Annotated in this window: 22 protein-coding genes; 6 read left to right on the top strand and 16 right to left on the bottom strand. The window is 68.5% G+C overall.

Going from position 1 to position 21,109, the window contains the following annotated elements:
- Positions 1-6: 6 nt before the first annotated feature.
- Genes fba through ACFOES_RS05075 form a run of 3 tightly spaced genes read right to left on the bottom strand, consistent with a single transcriptional unit; the run spans position 7 to position 3,007 of the window.
- Positions 7-1,092, bottom strand: a complete 1,086-nt coding sequence (gene fba, locus ACFOES_RS05085) for a class II fructose-bisphosphate aldolase (RefSeq protein ID WP_377832096.1) — start codon at positions 1,090-1,092, stop codon at positions 7-9.
- A 31-nt stretch (positions 1,093-1,123) separates the two neighbouring features.
- Positions 1,124-1,996, bottom strand: coding sequence for a phosphoribulokinase (locus ACFOES_RS05080; protein WP_377832095.1), 873 nt, complete (start codon positions 1,994-1,996; stop codon positions 1,124-1,126).
- Positions 1,997-1,999: 3 nt separating this feature from the next.
- Entirely contained in the window at positions 2,000-3,007 is a 1,008-nt protein-coding gene (locus ACFOES_RS05075; RefSeq protein ID WP_377832094.1) for a class 1 fructose-bisphosphatase, read from the bottom strand.
- Positions 3,008-3,107: 100 nt separating this feature from the next.
- On the opposite strand from ACFOES_RS05075, the gene cbbR reads away from it, so the two are divergent.
- Positions 3,108-4,052, top strand: coding sequence for a LysR family regulator CbbR (cbbR, locus tag ACFOES_RS05070; protein WP_377832093.1), 945 nt, complete (start codon positions 3,108-3,110; stop codon positions 4,050-4,052).
- A 115-nt stretch (positions 4,053-4,167) separates the two neighbouring features.
- Here cbbR and phoB read toward each other — a convergent pair whose 3' ends face one another.
- From phoB to ACFOES_RS05035, 7 genes are all read right to left on the bottom strand, one after another.
- Positions 4,168-4,860 (bottom strand): phosphate regulon transcriptional regulator PhoB, encoded by a 693-nt coding sequence (phoB, locus tag ACFOES_RS05065; protein ID WP_377832092.1) that lies wholly within the window; start codon positions 4,858-4,860, stop codon positions 4,168-4,170.
- Positions 4,860-5,576 carry a phosphate signaling complex protein PhoU gene (gene phoU, locus ACFOES_RS05060; protein WP_377832091.1) on the bottom strand — a complete coding sequence of 239 codons (717 nt, stop codon included), beginning with the start codon at positions 5,574-5,576 and terminating at the stop codon, positions 4,860-4,862. The genes phoB and phoU overlap by 1 nt, the downstream gene beginning before the upstream one ends.
- Positions 5,577-5,587: 11 nt before the next feature.
- On the bottom strand, positions 5,588-6,385 hold the full coding sequence (gene pstB, locus ACFOES_RS05055) for a phosphate ABC transporter ATP-binding protein PstB (RefSeq protein WP_377832090.1): 798 nt from the start codon (positions 6,383-6,385) through the stop codon (positions 5,588-5,590).
- A gap of 10 nt (positions 6,386-6,395) precedes the next feature.
- Positions 6,396-7,742 carry a phosphate ABC transporter permease PstA gene (gene pstA / locus ACFOES_RS05050; RefSeq protein WP_377832089.1) on the bottom strand — a complete coding sequence of 449 codons (1,347 nt, stop codon included), beginning with the start codon at positions 7,740-7,742 and terminating at the stop codon, positions 6,396-6,398.
- On the bottom strand, positions 7,739-9,199 hold the full coding sequence (pstC, locus tag ACFOES_RS05045; RefSeq protein WP_377832088.1) for a phosphate ABC transporter permease subunit PstC: 1,461 nt from the start codon (positions 9,197-9,199) through the stop codon (positions 7,739-7,741). The genes pstA and pstC overlap by 4 nt, the downstream gene beginning before the upstream one ends.
- A 62-nt stretch (positions 9,200-9,261) precedes the next feature.
- Positions 9,262-10,293 (bottom strand): substrate-binding domain-containing protein, encoded by a 1,032-nt coding sequence (locus tag ACFOES_RS05040; RefSeq protein WP_377832087.1) that lies wholly within the window; start codon positions 10,291-10,293, stop codon positions 9,262-9,264.
- A 166-nt stretch (positions 10,294-10,459) separates the two neighbouring features.
- Positions 10,460-11,515, bottom strand: coding sequence for a sensor histidine kinase (locus ACFOES_RS05035; protein ID WP_377832086.1), 1,056 nt, complete (start codon positions 11,513-11,515; stop codon positions 10,460-10,462).
- A gap of 197 nt (positions 11,516-11,712) precedes the next feature.
- Here ACFOES_RS05035 and ACFOES_RS05030 point away from each other — a divergent pair, with 197 nt between their 5' ends.
- Positions 11,713-12,096: a hypothetical protein gene (locus tag ACFOES_RS05030; protein WP_377832084.1), complete on the top strand. Its 384-nt coding sequence runs from the start codon at positions 11,713-11,715 to the stop codon at positions 12,094-12,096.
- Here the strand turns inward: ACFOES_RS05030 and ACFOES_RS05025 are convergent.
- The 4 genes from ACFOES_RS05025 to ACFOES_RS05010 all read right to left on the bottom strand — a co-directional run bounded on the left by ACFOES_RS05025 (position 12,093) and on the right by ACFOES_RS05010 (position 15,500).
- Positions 12,093-13,298 carry a trans-sulfuration enzyme family protein gene (locus ACFOES_RS05025; RefSeq protein ID WP_377832083.1) on the bottom strand — a complete coding sequence of 402 codons (1,206 nt, stop codon included), beginning with the start codon at positions 13,296-13,298 and terminating at the stop codon, positions 12,093-12,095. The two genes, ACFOES_RS05030 and ACFOES_RS05025, sit on opposite strands and share 4 nt — an antisense overlap.
- Before the next feature lie 142 nt (positions 13,299-13,440).
- Positions 13,441-13,965, bottom strand: a complete 525-nt coding sequence (locus ACFOES_RS05020; RefSeq protein WP_377832082.1) for a gamma carbonic anhydrase family protein — start codon at positions 13,963-13,965, stop codon at positions 13,441-13,443.
- On the bottom strand, positions 13,962-14,597 hold the full coding sequence (gene gmk / locus ACFOES_RS05015; protein WP_377832081.1) for a guanylate kinase: 636 nt from the start codon (positions 14,595-14,597) through the stop codon (positions 13,962-13,964). Before gmk ends, ACFOES_RS05020 begins: the two co-directional genes overlap by 4 nt.
- Before the next feature lie 12 nt (positions 14,598-14,609).
- A complete protein-coding gene (locus ACFOES_RS05010) occupies positions 14,610-15,500 on the bottom strand; it encodes a YicC/YloC family endoribonuclease (RefSeq protein ID WP_377832080.1) in 891 nt (296 codons plus the stop codon).
- A gap of 218 nt (positions 15,501-15,718) precedes the next feature.
- Between ACFOES_RS05010 and ACFOES_RS05005 the strand changes: the two genes are divergently transcribed.
- Positions 15,719-16,354, top strand: a complete 636-nt coding sequence (locus tag ACFOES_RS05005; protein ID WP_377832079.1) for a PAS domain-containing protein — start codon at positions 15,719-15,721, stop codon at positions 16,352-16,354.
- Positions 16,355-16,363: 9 nt separating this feature from the next.
- Here ACFOES_RS05005 and ACFOES_RS05000 read toward each other — a convergent pair whose 3' ends face one another.
- The gene (locus tag ACFOES_RS05000) at positions 16,364-16,885 is read right to left on the bottom strand and encodes a GNAT family N-acetyltransferase (protein WP_377832078.1); all 522 of its coding nucleotides are present in this window, start codon (positions 16,883-16,885) and stop codon (positions 16,364-16,366) included.
- 7 nt (positions 16,886-16,892) lie between these two features.
- Positions 16,893-17,516 (bottom strand): helix-turn-helix domain-containing protein, encoded by a 624-nt coding sequence (locus ACFOES_RS04995; RefSeq protein WP_377832077.1) that lies wholly within the window; start codon positions 17,514-17,516, stop codon positions 16,893-16,895.
- An 84-nt stretch (positions 17,517-17,600) separates the two neighbouring features.
- On the opposite strand from ACFOES_RS04995, the gene ACFOES_RS04990 reads away from it, so the two are divergent.
- The 3 genes from ACFOES_RS04990 to ACFOES_RS04980 are packed head-to-tail and all read left to right on the top strand — an operon-like array spanning position 17,601 to position 21,010.
- Positions 17,601-19,130: a class I adenylate-forming enzyme family protein gene (locus ACFOES_RS04990; RefSeq protein WP_377832076.1), complete on the top strand. Its 1,530-nt coding sequence runs from the start codon at positions 17,601-17,603 to the stop codon at positions 19,128-19,130.
- On the top strand, positions 19,117-19,779 hold the full coding sequence (locus ACFOES_RS04985) for a DsbA family oxidoreductase (RefSeq protein ID WP_377832075.1): 663 nt from the start codon (positions 19,117-19,119) through the stop codon (positions 19,777-19,779). The genes ACFOES_RS04990 and ACFOES_RS04985 overlap by 14 nt, the downstream gene beginning before the upstream one ends.
- Before the next feature lie 46 nt (positions 19,780-19,825).
- Positions 19,826-21,010: a multidrug effflux MFS transporter gene (locus ACFOES_RS04980; protein ID WP_377833005.1), complete on the top strand. Its 1,185-nt coding sequence runs from the start codon at positions 19,826-19,828 to the stop codon at positions 21,008-21,010.
- Positions 21,011-21,109 lie beyond the last annotated feature (99 nt).

Below are 21,109 nucleotides of genomic sequence, written 5' to 3'. Positions count from 1 at the left end.
GGGGGCTTACTCGGCCGCGCTGCGCGTGGCCGAAACCGCCGGGTCGAGCGCGCCGGCGGCATAGCGCGCGGCCATGTCGTCCTGGGCGATGACGGTGATCTTGTGGGCGTTGCCCGCCGTACCGAAGGCCTCGAAGCGGTCGGCGCAGAGCTGTTCCATCGCGTCCATGGCGGGCTTGAGGAACTTGCGCGGGTCGAATTCCTGCGGCTTCTGCATCGCGATCTTGCGGAACTGGCCGGTCATCGCCATGCGGCAATCGGTGTCGATATTGACCTTGCGGACGCCGTGCTTGATGCCGCGGACGATTTCCTCGACCGGCACGCCGTAGGTCTGGGGCATCTCGCCGCCGAACTCGTTGATGATGTCCTGCAGGTCCTGCGGCACGCTCGACGAGCCGTGCATGACGAGGTGGGTGTTCGGCAGCTTGCTGTGGATCTCCTCGATCACCCGCATCGCCAGGATGTCGCCGTCGGGCTTGCGCGAGAACTTGTAGGCGCCGTGGCTGGTGCCGCAGGCGATGGCCAGGGCATCGACCTTGGTCTTGGTGACGAAGTCCACCGCCTGGTCGGGATCGGTCAGCAGCTGGTCATGGCTCAGCTTGCCCTCGAAGCCGTGGCCGTCCTCGGCCTCGCCCTCGCCGGTCTCGAGGCTGCCGAGCACGCCCAGCTCGCCCTCGACCGAGGCCCCGACCCAATGCGCCATCCGCGCCACGCGTTCGGTGATTTCGACGTTGTATTCGTAGCTTGCCGGCGTCTTCGCATCCGCCTCGAGCGACCCGTCCATCATCACCGAGGTGAAGCCGTGGCGGATCGCCGACATGCAGGTGGCCTCGTTATTGCCGTGGTCCTGGTGCATGCAGAGCGGGATTTCCGGGTACATCGCCGCCAGCGCCTCGATCATCTTCGACAGCATGATGTCGCCGGCATAGGAGCGGGCGCCGCGGCTGGCCTGCATGATCACCGGCGCGTCGCATTTGCGCGCCGCCTCCATGATCGCCAGCCCCTGTTCCATGTTGTTGATGTTGAAGGCGGGCACGCCATAGCCGGTCTCGGCGGCGTGGTCGAGCAATTGTCGCAGGGTTATCAGGGCCATGTCGGATACTCCTAAGGCTGGGGCAGGGGGCTCAGGCGCGCTTGGAGTCGCGCACCAGGCGGTCGATCAGCGGCGTCAGGATCAGCTGCATCGCCAGGTCGAGCTTGTTGCCGGGAATGACGATCGAGTTGGCGCGGCTCATCCAGCTGCCGTGGATCATCGAGGTCAGGTAGGGGAAGTCGATCCCGCGCGGGTTCTTGAAGCGGATGACGACGAGGCTCTCGTCCGCGGTCGGGATCCAGCGCGCGACGAAGGGGTTCGAGGTATCGACCACAGGCACGCGCTGGAAGTTGATGTCGGTCTCGGTGAATTGCGGCGTGATGCAATGCACATAGGCATGCATCCGGCGCAGGATCACGTCTGTCACCGCCTCGGTGGTGTAGCCGCGGCTGGCGCGGTCTCGGTGGATCTTCTGGATCCATTCGAGATTGATGACCGGCACGACGCCGATCTTGAGATCGGCATATTTCGGCAGGTCGACCTCGTCATTCACCACCGAACCATGCAGCCCCTCGTAGAACAGCAGGTCCGAGCCTTCCTCGAACGGCGCCCAGTCGGTGAAATGGCCGGGCGGCACGCCGTAGCGTTCGGATTCGGCCTCGTCATGGACATAATGCCGGGTCCGACCGCCGCCGGTCTCGCCATATTCGCGAAAGACGCGCTCCAACTCCTTGAGTTCATTGGCCTCGTAGGAGAAATGCGAGAACGAGTGATCGCCGGCCGCATAGCGTTTCTCAAGCTCGGTCTTCATCGCCGCGCGGTCGTAGCGGTGGAAGGCGTCGCCCTCGATCGAGACCGCGGTGATGCCCTCGCGGCGAAAGATCTGGTCGAAGGTGTGCTTGACGGTCGAGGTGCCCGCGCCGGAGGACCCGGTGACCGAGATGATCGGGTGTTTCTTACTCATGAATCAGCTCCGGAAGAGGCCGCGATTGCCGAACAGGGCCGAGGTTTCGTGGTCGGGCAGGTCGTGATAGGCGGCGACGCGCGCCACCTTCTCGGCCGAACCGAAGACGAAGGGGGTGCGGGCATGCAGGTCCGGCACGCTCTGGCCGAGGATGGCATCGGCGCCGTCAGTGGCCTGGCCGCCGGCCTGGGTCACCAGCATGGCGATCGGCGCGCATTCATAGAGCATCCGCAGCCGGCCGCGCTCGTATCCCTTGCGGTCGTCGCCGGGATAGAGGAAGATGCCGCCGCGGGTCAGGATGCGGTGGGTTTCGGCCACCAGCGAGGCGATCCAGCGCATGTTGAAATTGCGCGCATGCGGCCCTTCCGCGCCGGCGACGCAATCGTCGATATAGGCCCGGATCGGCCGCGGCCAATGCCGGTAGTTCGAGGCATTGATCGCATATTCCGACGATTTAAGAGGCACTTGCACCTTGTCGTTGACGAGGTGGAAGAGGCCGTCCTCGGGGTCGAGCACGTATTTCAGCGTGCCCTTGCCAAAGGTCACCATCATGCAGCATTGCGGCCCGTAGATGATGTAGCCGGCGGCCAGCTGGTCGGTGGTCGGGCGCAGGAAGCTGGCCTCGGCCGTGTCGCCCACAGGGTAGATCGAGAAGATCGTGCCGATCGAGACGTTGACGTCGATGTTGGACGAGCCGTCGAGCGGGTCGATGGCGAGAGCGAGGGAGCCTTCGCCGTTCAGCGTCACCACGCTGTCCTGTTCCTCGGAGGCGTAGTCGCGCACCGGGCTGTCCTTGAGCGCCTCCATGAAGGCCTCGTCGGCGATCACGTCCAGCGCCTTCTGGGCATCGCCGCCGGTATTGGTGCCGACGGCGCCGCCGAGATCGTGCTCGAGGCCGCCGCGGGCGATCATCCGGGCCAGCTGTGCGCCGACACGGGCCAGCCGCGCCACCGTGTCTTCCAGGGCTGGCGGGATGCCCGCCGCGGCGAATATCGGGTCATGTGCCGACATTGTGCCTCCTCCTCACAAGTCTGCGGTTCCTGGCCAAACATTGCGGAAGGCGGACTTTTATGACATTTAAAAGGGTAACACTCTCATTAAGGTTGGCTAAATGAAGGGGCTGGAAGCCGTCACCTTGAAGCAATTGCGGGCGCTGGCCGCCGTGGCGCGCAGCGGCTCGATCACTGCGGCGGCCGATATGCTCAGCCTGACGCCGCCGGCCGTTCACTTGCAAATCAAGGCGTTAGAGGGAATTGCTCAAAGCAAGCTGTTGCAGCGCAGCTCGGACACGGCGGGTTCGCAGCTGACCCAGGCCGGTCACGCGCTGCTGGTCGCGGCGGAGCGGATCGAGGCGCATTTGTCGCAGGGGCTGGGCCAGGTTCAGGCCCTGGCCGAGGGCCATGCGGGCAAGGTGACGATCGGTGTGGTCTCCACCGGCAAGTATTTCGCGCCGCGGCTGGTCAAGCGGCTGATGGACAGGTTTCCCGAGATCGAGATCGTGCTGCGGGTCGGTAACCGGACCGAGGTGGTCGCCGATCTCGACCGCGGCGCCGTCGACATGGCGATCATGGGCCGGCCGCCGCGCCAGCCCGACGTCGTCGCCGAACAGCTGGGGCCGCATCCGCACGGCATCATCGCGCCACCGGACCATCCGCTGGCACGGGCCGCGCAGGTCGAGATCGCCGATCTGGTCCGCGAGACCTTCCTCGGCCGCGAGGAAGGCTCGGGCACCCGCATCCTGATGACGCGCTACCTGGACCGGATCGGCGAGGGCCAGATCATCGACACGGTCGAGATGGGCTCGAACGAGACCATCAAGCAGGCGGTGATCGCCGGGCTCGGGCTGGCGCTGATCTCACTGCACACGGTGACCGACGAGCTGGAGTTCGGCCGCCTGGCATTGGTCAGGGCGCCGGGGCTGCCGATCCTGCGCCACTGGTTCCTGGTCTGGCCCAGCGATACGCCGATGGGACCGGCCGGCGAACGCATCTATCAGGAGATCGTCAGGATGGGAGGAGATTTCCTGCCGGGATCGCTGGAAAACTTTTATAAGTGAAGGCTTTGGCGAGAACAGATAAGCCGGCGGGCGGTCGCGCGCCAACCGGCTTTATTTACATAATACCGATTATGAGCATTGCCGATATTCGGTTCCGGCTTGCCCTGCGCGCCACTTAGCCGAGCGCGTAGCCGGCGCCGCGCACCGTCCGCACCGGATCGTCGCCGCCCTGCTGGCACAGCGCCTTGCGCAGCCGGCCGATATGGACGTCGACGGTACGCGTGTCGACATAGATGTCGCGGCCCCAGACGCGGTCGAGCAATTGCTCGCGGCTCCAGACCCGGCCCGGCTTCTCCATGAAGGTCGCCAGCAGCCGGAACTCGGTCGGCCCGAGCTTGAGCACGTTGTCGCCGCGATAGACCCGGTGGCTCTCGGCATCGAGCCGGATGTCCTCGTATTCCAGCACCGCGCCCACGGTCGAGGGCCGCACCCGGCGCAGCTGGGCCCGGACCCGGGCCATCAGCTCGACCACGGAATACGGCTTGACCACGTAATCGTCGGCCCCGGTCTCCAGCCCCCGCACCCGGTCGACCTCTTCCGACCGGGCCGAGAGCATGATGATCGGGATCGACCGCGTCTCGCTGCGGGTCTTGAGCCGGCGGCAGACCTCGATGCCCGAGACATTGGGCAGCATCCAGTCCAGCACGACGATATCGGGCAGATCCTCGTCGACCAGCAGCAGCGCCTCCTCGCCGTTCTCGGCCTTGGAGACGCGAAAGCCCTCGGCCTCGAGGTTGTAGGCCAGGACCTCGCGCTGCGCCGGTTCGTCCTCGACCAGCAGAACGGTCGGCATCTCGGCGCCCGACATCACTCGGCCCCGCCGTCGAGCGCGTAGGACGTCTTGTCGCCCTTCGGCCGGGTGTCGTCGGGCATCTCGCCGGTCACGAGGTAGATCACCTGCTCGGCGATCGAGGTGACGTGGTCGCCCATCCGCTCGATGTTCTTGGCGATGAAATGCAGATGCATGCAGGCGGTGATGTTGCGCGGGTCCTCCATCATGTGGGTGAGGAACTCGCGGAACAGCGCGTTGTACATCTGATCGACATCCTGGTCGCGCATCCGCACATCCGTGGCCAGTTCGGCATCGCGCTGGACATAGGCGTCGAGCGCGTCCTTGAGCATCAGTTCGACCGCCCGCGACATGCGCCGGATCGCGCCCCCTGCCCCGGTGATCGGCGACATCTGCGCCAGCACGGTCGAGCGTTTCGCCATGTTCTTGGCATAGTCGCCGACGCGTTCGAGGTTGCCCGAGATCTTCATCACCGTCAGCACGGTGCGCAGGTCCGAGGCGGTCGGCGAGCGCAGGGCCAGCAGCCGGGCGGCCTCTTCGTTGACCTGCTCTTCGAGCGCGTCGATCAGCTTGTCGTTCGACCGCACCTGGTCGGCGAGTTCCTCGTCGCGGGTCTCGAGCGCCTGCGAGGCGTCGAGGATGGCGCTTTCGACCAACCCGCCCATCTTCATGATCATCGCCTGGATCGCTTCCAGGTCGCGGTCGAACGCCGCTGCGATATGTGTCGTTTCCATGCCTGCCTCCGTCAGCCGATCCGGCCCGTGATGTAGCTCTCGGTACGCGGATCTTCGGGGTTAGTGAAGATCTGGCCGGTCTCGCCGTATTCGACGAGATTGCCCAGATGGAAGAAGGCCGTCCGCTGGCTGACGCGCGCGGCCTGTTGCATCGAGTGGGTGACGATGATGACCGAGAACTGCGCCCGCAGCTCGTCGATCAGCTCCTCGACCTGCGCCGTGGCGATCGGGTCGAGCGCCGAACAGGGCTCGTCCATCAGCAGCACCTCGGGCTCGGTCGCCACGGCGCGGGCGATGCACAGCCGCTGCTGCTGGCCGCCCGACAGGCCGGTGCCGGTGGCACTCAGCCGGTCCTTGACCTCGTCCCACAGCGCCGCCCGGCGCAGGCTCTTCTCGACGATCTCGTCGAGCTCGGCCTTGTTGCGCGCCAGCCCGTGGATGCGCGGGCCGTAGGCGATGTTGTCGTAGATCGACTTCGGGAACGGGTTCGGCTTCTGGAACACCATGCCGACGCGGGCGCGCAGCTGCACCGGGTCGACCTTGGGATCGTAGATGTCCTCGCCATCGAGCGTGATCAGCCCCTCGACGCGGCAGGACGGGATGGTGTCGTTCATCCGGTTCAGGCAGCGCAGGAAGGTCGACTTGCCGCAGCCCGACGGCCCGATGAAGGCGGTGACCGTCTTGTCGCGGATCTCTACATTGACATCCTTGATGGCGTGGTTGTCGCCGTAGAAGACCTGCACCTTGCTGGCCGCGATCTTAATCTCGTTGGTGTCCAACAGTCTCTCCGAAATTCGCATGTCGTTCATATCCGGACCCTCACCAGCGGCGTTCGAAGCGGCGGCGCAGAATGACGGCCGTCGCGTTCATGATGACCAGGAACACCAGCAAAACGATGATCGCCCCGGAGGCTCGTTCCACAAAGGCAGGATCGGCCCGCTGAGTCCAGTTGTAGACCTGCACCGGCAGCGCCGAGGCGGGATCGAAGAAGCCCTCGGGCGGCGCGCCCGGATAGTCGCGGACGAAGGCGACCATGCCGATCAGCAGCAGCGGCGCCGTCTCGCCCAGGGCCTGGCCGAGGCCGATGATGAGGCCGGTCAGGATGCCCGGCGCGGCCAGCGGCAGGACGTGGTGGAACACTGCCTGCACCTTCGAGGCCCCTACCCCCAGTGCCGCGTCGCGGATCGACGGCGGCACCGCCTTGAGCGCGGCGCGGGCCGGGATGATGATCCGCGGCAGGGTCATCAGCGTCAGGACAAGGCCACCGACGACCGGCGCCGATTGCGGCAACCCGACGAAGTTGATGAAGATCGCGAGGCCGAGAATGCCGAAGACGATCGACGGCACCGCGGCCAGGTTCGAGATGTTGACCTCGACGAAGTCTGTCCAGCGGTTCTGCGGCGCGAATTCCTCGAGGTAGATCGAGGTCGCCACGCCGATCGGCAGCGCCAGCACCAGCACGATCAGCATCATGTAGGCCGAGCCGATGATGGCGACGCCCAGCCCGGCGGCCTCGGGCCGCTGGTCCGAGGCATCGGGGGCGGTGATGAAGTCCCAGTTGAAGCGCTTGACCAGCAGGCCGTCCTTCTTCAGCGCGTCGGCAAGATCGAGCTGGGCCGGGCTGACATTGCTGTCGAGCGCGGCGCTGGCGCGGTCGACCCGGCCCTTCATGTAGCCGTCGATCCGGCCGTTCGCCAGCATCTCCATCGTCACCGTGGTGCCGACCAGCTGCGGATTGGCCAGCACCCGGTTGCGCAGCTGCGCCGGTGCCTCCTTCGAGATGAAGCGGCTGATATCCTTGCTCGACAGCCCGTCGATCTTGATGCCCTTGTCGGCGATGGTCTTCTTCAGCGCGGCCGAGATCAGCGGGCTGTAGGTCAGCGTCGTCGCCTTCTTCATCACCTCGATGTCGCGCACACCGGACTTGTCGAGCTTGTTCTCGGGCAGTTCGATACGCAGCGTGACATAGGTCTGCTGGAAGGCCGACAGGCCGTTGCCGAGGATCGAGGACAGCAGCACGATCAGCGCCAGCACGCCCAGCGACACGGCGATCTGACCGTAGGCGCGGAACCGGGCCTCGGCGGCGTTGCGGCGCTTGGTGCGCGGGTCCTGCGTCAGCAGCGACGGCCGGCTGCGCGGGAGGTCGGAAGCGGTCGCGTCGGTCATTCGTATTGCTCCCGGTATTTGCGCACGATGTAGAGCGCCAGAACGTTGAGCCCGAGCGTGAGCACGAAGAGGGTCAGGCCGAGGGCGAAGGCGACCAGCGTCTCCGGCGCGGCGAAATCGGTGTCGCCGGTCAGCTGGCTGACGATCTTCACCGTCACCGTCGTCATCGCCTCGAACGGGTTGAGGTCGAGCTTGGCCGCCGCCCCTGCCCCGAGCACCACGATCATGGTCTCGCCGATGGCGCGCGAGGCGGCCAGCAGGATGGCGCCGACGATGCCCGGCAGCGCCGCCGGCAGCACCACCTGGCGGATGGTCTCGGACGGCGTCGCGCCAAGCCCGAGCGAGCCGTCGCGCAGGCTTTGCGGCACGGCGTTGATGATGTCGTCGGACAGCGACGAGACGAAGGGGATCAGCATCACCCCCATGACCAGGCCCGCGGTCATCACCGAAGAGCCGCTCTCGCCCAGCCCCATCGGCCGGGCGAAGTAGTCGCGCAGCAGCGGGCCGACGGTGATCAGGGCGAACAGGCCGTAGACGATGGTCGGGATGCCGGCGAGGATCTCGATCGCCGGCTTGGCCAGCGCGCGCATCTTGCGGCCGGCATATTCCGAGAGGTAGACGGCGGCGAACAGCCCGATCGGCACCGAGACCACCAGCGCGATCAGGCTGATATAGAGCGTGCCCCAGAGCAGCGGCAGGATGCCGAGATCCGAGCCGCCGCGGAAGTTCGGTGACCAGGTGGTGCCGAAGAAGAACTTCACCCAGGAATACTGGGCGAAGAAGTTGCGGGTCTCGAACAGCATCGACAGCACGATGCCGGCGGTGGTCAGGATGGCGATGGTCGAGGCCAGGATCAGCAGCGCCTTCACCGCCCGCTCGACGGTGTTGCGGGCCCGGAACTCGGGCCGGATCCGCGCCATGCCATAGCCCAGCCCGGCCAGCGCCAGCGCCAGCGCGGCGACGGTCAGCGCCAGGTTGCCGCTATGGGTCAGCTGGCGGAACCGCTGCGCGGCCAGCATCACCGTGGGGTTCACCTCGGACCCCAGCGCGATGCCGATCTTGCCCAGCTCGGCGCGGACATCGGTCTCGCCGGCCCGCATCGTCCGGGCCTCCTCGGCCGTCATCACGCCCTGCGACACGGCCAGGTCGAGCCCGTCGGCCACGCGGCGCACGTCGCTCATCACCAGCGAGATGTTCGAGCCCTCGGGGATCGCGGTCTCGGGGATCATGCCGGTGACCTGGCGCTCGATCAGCGCCGGCTGGCCCAGCAACCAGACGATCAGCAGCAGAAAGGCCGGCACGGCGGCCAGCAGCGCCGCGTTCCAGCCGTAATAGGATGGCAGGGAATGAAGTTTGCGAATATCCCCGCCGGCGCTGGAAAGAGCGCGGCGGCGTCCGGCGATATAGCCGAGCGCCGCCAGGGCAAGAACGATCACGACGATCCAGAAAACGGGCATCAGCGCCTCGAAAAGTCAGCAAGGGGATGCGGGGGGCACCGGAGCGCCCCCCGCCTGTGGTCTTACTTCATGGTCTCTTCGGCATCGACCGCGGCCTGGGTCTTGGCCAGCTCCGGGTCGGCAACCAGGCCGTAGGCGGCCAGCGGGCCGTCAGGGCCGGCAACCTCGTCCGAGACGAAGAACTGGACGTATTCCTTCAGGCCCGGCACGACGCCGATATGGGCCTTCTTGACGTAGAACTGCAGCGGGCGCGAAACCGGGTACTCGCCCGAGGCGATGGTCTCGGTCGAGGGCGTCACGCCGTCCATGGTCGCGACCTGCAGCTTGTCGGTGTTGTTCTCGTAGAACGACAGGCCGAAGACGCCGATGCCGTTCTTGTTGCTGTCGATCCGGGCCAGCGTCTCGGTGTAGTCGCCGTCGATATCGACCGAACGGCCGTCGGTGCGCAGCTCGGTGCAGGCCTTCACGGCGGCTTTCTTGTTGCCGTCATTGGCCTTCAGCAGCACGTCGTAGGCGCCGGTGTCCTTGCAGCCCTGCTCGATCACCTTGACCTCGAAGACTTCGCGGGTGCCGTGCTTGGTGCCCGGGACGAAGGCCTGGATTTCCTGGTCCGGCAGGTCGGCATTGACGTCGTGCCAGTTGGTCGCGGTGTTCTCGACCACCTTGCCGTCGACGACGACCTTGGCGGCCAGCGCCTTGTACCAGTCGGCCGGGGTGAAGGCGAAGCTGTTGCCGTTGATGTCGCTGGCGAAGACGATGCCGTCATAGCCGATGCGGACATACATGATGTCGGTGACACCGTTCGCGGCGCAGGTCTTGATCTCGCTGTCCTTGATCAGGCGCGAGGCGTTGGCGATGTCGATGGTGTTCTCGCCGACGCCTTCACAGAACTTCTTCAGGCCGGCCGAGGAGCCGCCCGATTCGACCACCGGGGTCGGGAAGTCGGTGTTCTCGCCGAAGGCTTCGGCGACGATGGTGGCATAGGGCAGCACGGTCGACGAGCCGGCGATCTGGATCTGGTCGCGGGCGGCGGCGGCGGTGGCCGAGACGGCCATGATCGCGAGCGCCGAGGCGGTCAGTTTCACGGAATTCATGCGAATGCTCCTTGGGTGCGTTGCGACCGCGCTCCGGCGGCCTTGTGGGGCGGTCTAGCCCCCCGGCACAATGCTTTTGTGACAGTCATGTAACGGTTTCATGACAGCCGCCGGCGAAATCGCCGCACCCTGTTACAAAGTTCACCGCAATGTGTGCGAAAATCCCTTAGCTTTCAGGCAAAAGCACGGAGAATTTACTTCCCTCGCCCTTTTCGCTTTCGATCCGGAAACGGCCGCGATGGCGGTTGACGATGTGCTTGACGATGGCCAGCCCCAGCCCCGTGCCGCCCTTCTCGCGCGAACGGTGGCTGTCGACGCGGTAGAATCGCTCGGTCAGGCGCGGAATGTGGATGGCGTCGATTCCCTCGCCGCGGTCGATGACGTCGATCCGCACCGCCGGCGCCCGCAACGAGGCGTCGCGGGCCTGGCGGCTGACATCGACGGTCACCTGCTTGCCGGCGCCACCGTATTTGACCGCGTTCTCGATCAGGTTGTTGAACACCTGGGTCATCTGGTCGGGATCGGCCTGCACCAGGATCGTCGCCTCCGGGTCCGCCGCCTCGCCGGTCATCTCGATCGTCACCCCGGCCTCGGCCGCCATCGGCCGCAGTGCCGCCACCGAGGCGCCGAGCAGCGCCAGGATGTCGATCCGCTCGACCGGGCGCACCCGCTCCTCGGCCTCGACCCGGCTCAGCGACAGCAGGTCGCTGACCAGCCGGTTCATCCGCCCCGCCTCGCGCTCCATGATGCCCAGGAAGCGGTCGCGCGCGGCATTGTCGTCGCGCGCCGCCCCCTTCAGCGTCTCGATGAAGCCCAGCAGCGCGGTCAGCGGCGTGCGCAGCTCGTGGCTGACATTGGCGACGAAATCGCGCCGCATCTGCCCGGCCTGTTCCAGATCGGTGGTGTCCTCGAAGCTGACCAGCACGCCATCGGCCCCCTCGCCCGAGACCGGCGCCGCCAGCACCTTCCAGGTGGTCTCGCGGCCGCCGGCCCCCGAGACCGACAGCCGCGCCTGCGACGGCTGGCGGTGGCGCATGGTGCCCTCGATCGCGTCCAGCAGCACCGGCTGGCGCATCACGGTGATGTAGTGCCGGCCCTCGATCCCGGCGCCATAGATCGCCCGGGCGGCGGCGTTGGCCGCCATGATGCGCTCGTCGCGCGCGATCAGCACCAGCGGCAACGGCACCCCGGCCAGCAAGGATTTGAGCAGATCCGAATTCATTCCCGTCTCCCGTTGCGCCCGCCTGTCAGGCGCAGCGCAGGTTGCGGCAGGGGCGCCGCGAAGTAAACATATCGCGAAGACCGGGCTTGCCCCGCGGGCCCGTCGCGATACCCTGTGCGCGTTTGGCGGCCCGCCCCGAGCCCGCGATCGCGCCGCGATCGCCCGGCCGGCGGCGCGGCCCGCCGGGAGGACCGCAGATGCCGATCGCCGCGCCTGAGCATTCCCCCGACCCGGCCGACCGGCGCGGGCCGGTTCTCGTCATCGTCGGCTGCGGCGTCGAGGACGCGCCGGAGGGCGCCGCCGCGCTGGCCTCGGGCGAAGACCTGCTGCATGTCCGCTTCGAGGACCTCGACCGGGCGATGATCGCCCGGATCCGGCCCCGGCTGGTGCTCTGCCCGCTCTTCACCCTCCGCTTCGACGTCATCGACGTGCTCAAGCGCCTGGACGGGCTGAACTGGCAGGGCCGGGTCTGCGCGCTCAGCCGGCGGCTGCCAAACCCGGCGATGGTGCGCGCCGAAATCGCCGCCGCCGTGCCCGGCCTGCCCTGCGACCTGGTCGAGCTGCCCGCGGCCGCGCCCTAGCCCGCCGCCTCGCCCGCCGCCTCGGCTGCCGCGACCCCGGCCGAGAAGTCGCGCATCAGCAGCTCGATCTCCTCGCAGCCGACCGAGATGCGGAAGAAGCCCTCGCTGATGCCATTGGCTTCGCGCGCCTCGGGCGACATCGCCCGGTGCGAGCTCGAGGCCGGGTGCGACAGGGTCGTGCCGATATCGCCCAGCGTCGGCGCGAAGGCGAGTTCGGGCATCGCCCGGGTCATCGCGTTGGCCGCCGCCCGGCCGCCTTCGAGCTCGAAGGACAGCATGTTGCCGCCGCGCGCGCCCAGCAGCGCCATCGCCCGGTTGTGATCGGGATGGTCCGGCCGGGTCGGGTAGAGCACCCGCTTGACCCCGGTCAGGCTGGCCAGGTGGGCGGCCAGCTGGCGCGCGTTCTCCTCGGCCCGGTCGTAGCGCAGGCTGAAGGTGTAGAGGCCGCGCTCGGCCAGCCAGCAGTCGAACGGGCTCGGCGTCAGCCCGGTGGTGACGGCGAAATCGTAGATCGCCTTGCGATGGGCCGGATCGCGGGCGGCGACATAGCCCAGCGTGGCGTCGGAATGGCCGGCCAGCAGCTTGGTCACCGAATGGATGACGATATCGGCGCCGTGGTCGAAGGGCCGGTAGGCGCGCGGCGTGGTGAAGGTGTTGTCGACCGCCAGCAGGATCCGGCGCTCGGCGCAGAGCCGGGCGATGCCCTCCATGTCGGCCACCCGCAGCGTCGGGTTCGAGACCACCTCGACCAGGATCATCTTCGTCTCCGGCCGGATCGCGGCCTCGATGGCGGCGATGTCGGTCGGGTCGGCCAGGCTGGTGGCGATGCCGAAGCGGTTGAGGTCCTGGGTCATCAGCCGCAGCGAGCGGCCGTAGAGCTGGTCGCCGCCGATGATGTGGTCGCCCGCGTTCAGCAGCCCCATCAGCGCCGCCGTCACCGCCGCCATGCCCGAGCCGGTGATCAACCCGCCCTCGGCGCCCTCCAGCCCGTCGATCTTGCGCGCCAGCACGTCGGCATTGGGATGGCCCTCACGGGCGTAGGTGTAGCCCGCGACATCGCCGGCATATTGCGCGTCGAGCTCGTCCGGGCTGTCGGAGGCATAGACGACGGAAGGCTGGATCGGCGTCGCCACGGCGCGGCTGACGCTGTCGGGCCAGCCGGTGCGGCGGACGAGGGTTTCGAAGGGCTTGCGGTCGGTCATGGCGGGCACTCCTTTGCCGTTCCCATCGCACGGCCCGCGCGCGCCCGCAAGCGCGCGACGGTCGCAAAGATGTCCCGTTCCGCCCTGCTTTCCTCTCAGCGAAAATATCCCGGGGGTCCGGGGGCAGCGCCCCCGGCCTTGCTCAGACCGGCTTCAACCCGGCCCGGTAGCGGCGCATGTTGTCCTGGTAATGCTGAGCCGAGGCGATCAGCCCCGCCTGCGCCGCATCGTCCAGCATCCGCACCACCTTGCCCGGCGCGCCCATCACCAGGCTGCCGTCGGGGATCTCCTTGCCCTCGGTGATCAGGGCGCCGGCGCCGATCAGGCAGCCCTTGCCGATCTTGGCTCCGTTCAGCACCGTCGCCCCCATGCCGATCAGCGCGCCGTCGCCGATGGTGCAGCCGTGCAGCATCACCTTGTGGCCGATGGTGCAGTTCCGCCCGACGCTCAGCGGGTAGCCGATGTCGGTGTGGAAGACGCAGTTCTCCTGCACGTTCGAGCCGGCCCCGACCCGGATCTCCTCGTTGTCGCCGCGCAGGGTCGAGCCGAACCAGACCGAGGCGCCGCTCTCCAGCACCACCTTGCCGATCAGGTTGGCATCGGGGGCGACCCAGTAGTCGCCGTCTTCGGGGAAGGTCGGGGTGATGCCGTCGAGCGCATAGATCATCTGTCTTCGAACTCCTGGTTGAGGCCGCGGACGAATTCGGTCAGGCCGGGCTGGCGGTCGCGGCGCATCCGCTCGGCCGTCAGGATGGTGCGCAGCTCCTGCTCGGCCACGTCGATATCGCGGTTGACCAGCACGTAGTCGTATTCCGCCCAGTGGCTGATCTCGGCCTGGCTCTTCTCCATCCGGCCGGCGATGACCTCCTCGCTGTCCTGGCCCCGGCCCCGCAGCCGGCGCTCGAGCTCGGCGATCGAGGGCGGCAGGACGAAGACCGAGATCACGTCGCGGCCCAGCGGCGAATTGCGGATCTGCTGGCCGCCCTGCCAGTCGATATCGAACAGCGTGTCGCGGCCGGCCTCCATCGCCTGTTCGACCGGGGCGCGCGGGGTGCCGTAGAAATTGCCGAAGACCTCGGCATGTTCCAGCATCTCGCCGGCCTCGACCATGGCCAGGAACTCCTCGCGCGAGCGGAAGAAATAGTCGGCGCCGTCAACCTCGCCCGGGCGCGGGGTGCGGGTGGTGGCCGAGACCGAGAAGCTCAGTGTCGGGTCCCATTGCATCAGCCGCCGGGCCAGCGTCGATTTGCCCGCCCCGGAGGGCGAAGACAGGATGACCAGAAGGCCGCGCCGCTGCATCGTCACCGCATCTCACTCCACGTTCTGAACCTGCTCGCGCATCTGGTCGATGACGAGCTTGAGGTCAAGCCCGACCCGGGTCAGTTCGGCATTCTGCGATTTCGAGCACAAGGTGTTGGCCTCGCGGTTGAATTCCTGCGTCAGGAAGTCGAGCTTGCGGCCCACCGGGCCGGTGCCGGCAAGATGGGCGCGGGCCGAGGCGACATGGGCGTCGAGCCGGTCGAGCTCCTCGGTCACGTCGGCCTTGACCGCGATCAGCGCCAGTTCCTGCGCCACCCGGTCGGGATCGGCCTCGGCGGCATTGGCGAGCACGCGGGCAAGGTTTTCGCGCAGGGTCTCGTCCATCTGCGCCCGCCGTGCCGTGGCCAGTTCGCGTGCCTCGGCCGCCAGCGCCGCGATCCGGTCGACCTGGCCCGCCAGCACCTCGGCCAGCGCCGTGCCCTCGGCCGCCCGCATTTCCTGGAAAGCGTCGAGCAGTCCCGGCAGGTCGGCCATCAGCGCCGCCAGCAGCGGCGCGCTGTCCTCCTCCTCGCCGCCGGCGTCGAGCACGCCGCGCTGGGCCAGGATCTCGGCCGCCGAGGTCTGGGCCAGCACCACGCCGCGCTCGTTCGCCGCCCGCTCGACCCCGGCCAGCGCCGTCAGCACCGCGGCCAGGACCTCGGGGTTCAGCCGCAGCGCCTCGGCCCCGGCCTCGCGCGTCAGCTTGAGCGTCAGGCTGACATTGCCGCGCTGGACCCGCTTGCCCAGTTCGGCGCGGACCGCCTGCTCCAGCCCGGCGATGCCGTCGGGCAGCCGCAGCCGCAGATCGAGCCCCTTGCCGTTGACGCTGCGGATATCCCAGCTCCAGCGCGCGCCCGCCCCCTCGCCCTTGCGCGAGGCGAAGCCGGTCATCGACACGATCATGCGTTCATCCCTCTTGTCCCTGCACCGCCGATCCCGGGGAGGGACAGCCGAAAGGATGGTCCTCTTAACCCACGGGTAATCTTTGCCCCGCTAGGGTTAACAGAGCGTGACGGCAGGAACAATCGCCGCTCGCCGCCATGGCGTCGCGCCGCCGTCCCGGGGCCTGCCCGCGGGTTCGCAGACCGGGCACAGGCGGAAACCCGCAGGAAGGAGAACAGATGCGGTCCGATCCGCTCATCCAGCAGGTCGTCGGCTATTGGGAGGCGCTGCGCGCCGGCCGGCCGGCGCCGTTGCGGGCCGAGGTCGAGCCGCGCGGGCTGGAGCCGGCGCGCGACCGGGTCTTCCTCGCCGAGCGGATCGCCCCCGGCACCGCCCGGCTGCGCCGCGCCGGGATGGCTCTGAACGAGATCATGGGCATGGAGGTCCGCGGCATGCCGTTGAGCGCCTTCGTCGCGCCGCCCGACCGCGACGCCTTCGCCGCCACGATCGAACGGGTCGGCGCCGGCCCTGTCCGGGCGCTGCTGCAGCTGGAAAGCCTGGCCGGCCCCGGCCGCCCCGCCATCGCCGCCGCACTGGCGCTGCTGCCGCTGGTCAACGACCGCGACGAAAGTCCGCTGCTGCTGGGCTGCCTGGTCTGCGACGGCGCCATCGGCCTGCCGCCGCGCCGCTTCTCCGTCCTCTCCTGCGCCCTGATCCGCTATGCCGTCACCGCCCCGGCGACCCGGGTCGAGCGCCCGGCCCGCCGCCGACCGACCGCAACCGACCCGGCGGCGCCGGAAACGCCGAAGGGGCTGCACGAGGCCCCAGCCCCGTTTACCCCCTCTCCCCCGGATCTGCGGCTGGTCAAGGGCTGACGCCGAAGTTCAGCCGCGTCCGGTATCGATGCAATAGACGTGGTTCGGCACCGCCTCGCCCTCGAGGTGGAAGGTCCAGTCGCCCCAGAAATGCCAGCCGCGCGCCCGGTAGAAGCCGGCCGCGGCATGGTTGCCGGCAAAGGCGGTCAGGAAGACCCGGTCGTGCCCGGCCTGCCGCGCCGCCTCCAGCGCCGCCTGCAACAGCGCGCTGCCGATGCCCCGGCCCTTCTGCGCCGGCTGGACGTAGAGCGTGCCGATCTCGGCCGTGCCGCAGCCTTCGCCCGGCGGCTCCGGCGCCAGCAGCAGCCGGATATAGCCCAGCAGATACGCGCCGTCGCGGCACAGGATCAGCCGCGTGTCGCCCTTCGCCACCGCGGTGCGGAACGCCTCCGGCGCGTATTCGCGCAGCACGTGGGCGGCATAGTCGGGCCGCACGCCGCGCACGGCATAGGTGTCGAGCCAGACCTGCGTCGCCAGCACCGACAGGCTCTCGGCATCCGCCGCCGTCGCCGGTTCGATCTCGTATCCCATCGCGCCCTCAGCTCAGCGAGGTCACCCAGAGGATGGTCGCATCCTCGGCCGAGGTCGAGACCACGTTGTGGCCCATGGTGGCGTCGTAATAGGCACTGTCGCCGCGGCGCATCTCGACCGGCTCGTAGAACTCGGTATAGAGCCGGATCGTGCCGGTCAGGACATAGAGGAACTCCTCGCCCTCGTGGCGCACCCAGCCGTCGAACTCCTCGAGGCTGCGGGCCCGGATCCGGGCGCGGTAGGGCAGCATCTGCTTGCGGGTCAGGCCGCCGGCGAGCAACTCGTGCTCGTAGGTCACCGTGGCATGGGCCTGGCCGGCGCCCGATTTCGTCACCGTCATCCGCCCGGTCACCTGCGCCTGCGCCGCCGGGGTGAAGAGCTGCGGCACCGAGATCGCCAGCCCCTCGGCCAGCTTCTTCAGCGCCTCGTAAGTGGGCGACATCTGGCCGTTCTCGATCTTCGACAGGGTCGAGCGCGCCAGCCCGGCCTGCTGCGCCGCCTGTTCCAGCGTCCAGCCCCTGGCCTTGCGCAGCGCCCGCACCCGTTCGCCCAGGTTCAGGGGCTCGACCGGTTCGCTCGCGCCGCTCTCGCGGGCGATGCGGATGATGCTGGTGGGGTCGGTTTCGCTCATCGGAGCCTCCTGAACAGGCTTCTGTGCAATACGGCACAACCGCTGCGGCTTGCAACTGCCGCCATCGCGGCGTAGCCCGTCGCCATGCTCTCGCTCTTCGACAATGGCGCCCCGGCGCCCTGCCCCGCGCCGTTCAACCTCGCCGCCTATGTGCTGGCCGAGGCCGAGACGGTTCCCGACCGCAACGCGCTGCAGATCGTGCGGCCGACCGGGGCGGAACGCTGGAGCTACGGCAAGCTGGCGGCGGCGGTGCGCGGCACCGGGACCGGGCTGCTGGCGCTCGGGCTCAGCCCGGGCGACCGGGTGCTCCTGCGGCTGGGCAACACGGTCGAGTTCCCGATCCTGTTCCTCGGCGCCATCGCCGCCGGGCTGGTGCCGGTGCCGACCTCGTCGCAGCTGACCGCGCCCGAGGTCGCCAAGATCGTCGCCGAGATCGGCCCGAAGCTGATCGCCGCCGGCGCCGGCATCGCCCTGCCGGACAGCCCGCCCTGCCCGGTGCTGGACGAGGCGGCGCTGGCCGCGCTGCGCGACAACGCCCCCTGCGACTGGCAGATGGGCGACCCGGAGCGGCTGGCCTATATCATCTACACCTCTGGCACCTCGGGCAATTCCCGCGCCGTGATGCATGCCCACCGGGCGATCTGGGCGCGGCGGATGATGTGGGACGGCTGGTATGGCATGACCGGCGCCGACCGCATCCTCCACGCCGGGGCCTTCAACTGGACCTACACGCTGGGCACCGGGTTGATGGACCCGTGGACGCTGGGCGCCACCGCGCTGATTCCCGGCGCCGGCGTCACCCCGGCGCAACTGCCGCTCCTGCTCAAGCGTTTCGACGCGACGATTTTCGCCGCCGCGCCAGGGGTTTACCGCCAGATGTTGCGGGAGCACCCGAAGTTGGACCTGCCCAAGCTGCGCCACGGCCTCTCGGCCGGCGAGAAGCTGCCCGACACCGTCCGCCATGCCTGGCAGCAGGCGACCGGGACCGAGGTGCACGAGGCGCTCGGCATGTCGGAATGCTCGACCTTCCTCTCCGCCGCCCCCGGCCACCCGGCGCCACCGGGCGCCTCGGGCTATCCCCAGCAGGGCCGCCGCATCGCCGTGCTCGGCCCCGACAGCGCGCCGGTCGAGATCGGCACCCCCGGCACCCTCGCCGTCTCGGACCGCGATCCCGGCCTGTTCCTCGGCTATCTCGGTGCCGAGGACGAGACCCGGGCGCGGTTCAGGGGCGAATGGTTCGTTACCGGCGACACCGTTTCGATGGCCGAGGACTATGCCGTCACCTATCTCGGCCGCGACGACGACATGATGAATGCCGGCGGCTACCGGGTCTCGCCGATCGAGGTCGAGACCGTGGTCAACCGTCTCGACGGCGTCCACGAATCCGCCGCCGTCGAGGTCACGGTCAAGGCCGACGCCACCGTCATCGCCTGTTTCTACACAGGTGAAGCTCTTGACCCCGCCGCGCTTTCGACCCATGTCGCGGAAAACCTTGCCCGCTACAAGCAGCCGCGCATCTTCGTCCATCGCGACTCCCTGCCCAAGGGCGCCAACGGCAAGCTGCTGCGCCGGGCGCTGCGCCAGGACTACGAGGCCCAAAATGATCCGGCTTGATATCTTCTCCGATCCCGTCTGCCCCTGGTGCTATATCGGCAAGACCCTGCTCGACCGGGCGCTGGAATCGCGGCCCGGGCATCCGTTCCGCGTCGAATGGCACCCGTTCCAGCTCAATCCCGAGATGCCGGCCGAGGGCATGGATCGCCGGACCTACCTCGAGGCCAAGTTCGGCGGCCCCGAGCGCGCGACCGCGGTCTATGGCAAGATCGCCGAGGCCGCCCGCGCCGCCGGCGTCGATATCGATTTCGAGCGCATCGCCCGGACGCCGAACACGCTCGACGCCCACCGGCTGATCCACTGGGCCGGGCTCGAGGGCAAGCAGACCGCCGTCGTCGGCGCCCTGTTCCGGGCCTATTTCCGCGAGGGCCGCGACATCGGCGATCCGGAAGTGCTGGCGGCGATCGGCGCGGCCTGCGGCCTCGACGGCGAGATGATCGCCCGGCTGCTGGCCAGCGAGGCCGACCGCGCGGCCATCGCCAAGCGCGACGCCCATGCCCGCGAGCGCGGCATCAACGCGGTGCCGACCTTCATCCTGGCGGACCAGTATGTCCTGCCCGGCGCCCAGACCGTGGCGCTGTGGCAGCAGGTGATCGACGAGATCGCCGAGAAACGGGCGGTGCAGGATGCCGCCGGCGAGGACCAGTGACGTGACCGACCAGACGATCAATCCGACGGCGCGCGGGCCGCGGAAAATGCTCTCCCCGGTGGAGTTCATCGCCATGATCGCGATGCTCTTCGCCACGGTGGCCTTCTCGATCGACTCGATGCTGCCCGCCCTGCCCGAGATCGGCCGCCAGCTGACGCCGGACGATCTCAACCGCGCCCAGTTGATCCTGACCTCCTTCGTCCTCGGCATGGGGGTCGGCACCTTCTTCGCCGGCCCGATCTCGGACGCCATCGGCCGCAAGCAGGCGATCCTCGGCGGCGCGGTGCTCTACACCATCGGCGCGGCGCTGGCCTCGATGGCGCAGACGCTCGAGCTGGTGCTGGCGGCGCGGGTGCTGCAGGGGCTGGGCGCCGCCGGACCGCGCGTCGTCGCGCTGGCGATGGTGCGCGACCTGCATGCCGGGCGGCAGATGGCCCGGGTGATGTCCTTCGCGATGATGGTCTTTACCCTGGTGCCGGCCATCGCCCCGGCGATGAGCACCTTCATCATCGACGCCTTCGGCTGGCGCGGCATCTTCGGCGCCTTCATCACCTTCTCGCTGATCTCCTCGCTCTGGCTCGGCCTGCGCCAGCCCGAGACCCTGCCGGTCGAAGCCCGTCGCCCGATGCGGCTGGCCCCGCTGCTGGCGGCGCTGCGCGAGGTGCTGACCCATCGCGTCGTCGTCACCGCCATCGCGGTGCAGACCCTGGCCTTCGCGGCGCTGTTCGGAACCCTGTCCTCGACCCAGCAGATCTTCGATATCAGCTACGGCCGCGGCGAAAGCTTCCCGGCCTGGTTCGCGATGATCGCGATCATGGCCGGCAGCGCCAGCTTCCTCAACGCCCAGCTCGTCGTCCGTCTCGGCATGCGACGGATGATCTCGACGACGCTGCTGGTGCAGCTCAGCTTCTCGGCGCTGATGACCGTGCTGACCCATTTCGAGCTGCTGCCCGAGATGCTGCGCTTTCCCGCCTACCTGGTCTGGACCACCGGCATCTTCTTCATGGCCGGGCTGGTGCTGGGCAACCTGAACGCGCTGGCAATGGAGCCGATGGGCCATATCGCCGGCATGGCGGCCTCGATCGTCGGCGCCATCGCAACGGTTCTGGCGGTCGGCATCGCGGCGCCGATCGGGCTCGCCTTCAACGGCACGCCGGTGCCGCTGATGGCGTCGATCGCGGTGCTGTGCACGCTGGGCTGGGGGCTGATGCAGACCATCCCGCGCAACTGAGCCCGTCCCCGCCAGCCAAGCCGCGGGCAAGCTGCGGGGCCGGCGCTCCGGCGCGCGCCGATAGATCCGCGCGGGCGGGTGATTGTTTCCTATTTGGAA

The organism is Acidimangrovimonas pyrenivorans, from assembly GCF_042643245.1.
GTDB lineage: Bacteria > Pseudomonadota > Alphaproteobacteria > Rhodobacterales > Rhodobacteraceae > Acidimangrovimonas > Acidimangrovimonas pyrenivorans.
The sequence above is the reverse complement of the archived record's forward strand: the minus strand, read 5'-3'. Positions and strand labels throughout refer to the sequence as shown.